At 23.5% G+C, this 943-nt stretch carries 1 protein-coding gene; it reads left to right on the forward strand.

The features are described 5' to 3' along the window. The first annotated feature begins 84 nt into the window (after window positions 1–84). Window positions 85–708 (forward strand): PH domain-containing protein, encoded by a 624-nt coding sequence (locus tag G3997_RS00805; protein WP_296646597.1) that lies wholly within the window; start codon window positions 85–87, stop codon window positions 706–708. Window positions 709–943 lie beyond the last annotated feature (235 nt).

The following is a 943-nucleotide window of genomic DNA, read 5'->3' on the forward strand; positions in this document are numbered from 1 at the left end:
ATAAAGAAATACATTTAAATGAAAAGGTAGGTAGTATGCTATAATATTTTATATAAGAAAATATTTAAATCTAGGAGGTATAAAATGGCAGGGAATTTATTTGGGAAAATGGCAGCTGATACGTTAGGATTATCTGATATAGGAAAAATAATATCACCAAAGGATTTTGACAAAGTTGATGGTGATGATTATATAATGAATGAAGATGGAGAAAAAATCTACTTCGTAATAAAATCAAAATCAGATGAATATGTATTTACAAATAGAGGTTTACTACACGTTGATGGAGCAAGTGCTGTAAGTAAAAAAAGAGTAGTAAAAAGACATGATTTTTACTATGAAAAAGTACATTCAGTAACATTAGAGACAGCAGGTACAATAGATTTAGATATAGAGATAAAATTTAGTTTTGGAAATAATTCATTTAGTATAGATGTTGATAAAAAGCAATTAGAACAATTAAAAGATTTATATAAAGCATTAGTCGAGATTGGAAGAATACAAGGAAAGAATAATACATCTGTTGAAGATGGTATGAATGGTCTTAAGATGGCTAATGAGGCAATATCTAGAAGTTCATTACAAGGGAATGCATCAGAAATAGTAAAAGAGTTAACTAATTTCAATTTTAATTGGATGCAAACTATAAGAAATGAATATAATAATAAAGATTTTGGATATGTTTTTGAAAAATATATAAATAATTAAGGTATAAATTGAAATTTATATATTCAGTAATAAATATTAGATTAAATTAATATATTCTTAAATAAAAAATAGGAATCACATTAGATATACTTGTTCTAATATGATTCCTATTTTTTATTTATATACTAATTTGATATAAAAATATATCTTATGTAGATAATTTAAAGTCAAATAATTCTAATATGTATTCCATTGAGAAATAATATAAGTTAATTTAAGCTAGTTACAGATTTAG

This window comes from Romboutsia sp. 13368 (genome assembly GCF_018336475.1).
Lineage (GTDB): Bacteria > Bacillota > Clostridia > Peptostreptococcales > Peptostreptococcaceae > Romboutsia.

Coding starts and splice junctions, on each gene's coding strand:
- G3997_RS00805 (WP_296646597.1), top strand. CDS start 85: ATGGCAGGGAATTTATTTGGGAAAATGGCAGCTGATACGTTAGGATTA.